The following is a 417-nucleotide window of genomic DNA, read 5'->3' on the forward strand; positions in this document are numbered from 1 at the left end:
CCACGATGAAGTGCGACATGGCCGGCGCCGCCGCGGTCGTCCAGGCCACCTTCGCCATCGCCAGGCTGGGGCTCCCGGTGAAGGTGTCGGCGTTCGCGCCGATGGCCGAGAACATGGTGTCCGGCGACGCCACCCGCCCCGGCGACGTGCTCACGATGTACGGCGGCCGCACCGTCGAGGTCATGAACACCGACGCGGAAGGGCGGCTCGTGCTCGCCGACGCACTGGTGCGGGCCACCGAGGTCAAGCCGGACGTCATCCTCGATGTCGCGACCCTGACCGGGCACATGGTCCTCGCGCTCGGCGACCGCGTCGGCGGCGTGCTCGGCTCCGAGGCGGTCATCGCCGACGTGCGGGCGGCCGGCGACGCGGCCGGTGAGGCGCACTGGCCGATGCCGATCCCCGACGAGATGGTGG

Annotated in this window: 1 pseudogene; it reads left to right on the forward strand. The window is 73.1% G+C overall.

From position 1 onward, the window contains the following. Positions 1-17: 17 nt before the first annotated feature. Positions 18-417: pseudogene (locus tag J1M44_RS11095) on the forward strand (leucyl aminopeptidase); the annotation flags it as partial.

The organism is Micrococcus sp. KRD128 (genome assembly GCF_017168395.1).
Classification (GTDB): domain Bacteria; phylum Actinomycetota; class Actinomycetes; order Actinomycetales; family Micrococcaceae; genus Micrococcus; species Micrococcus luteus.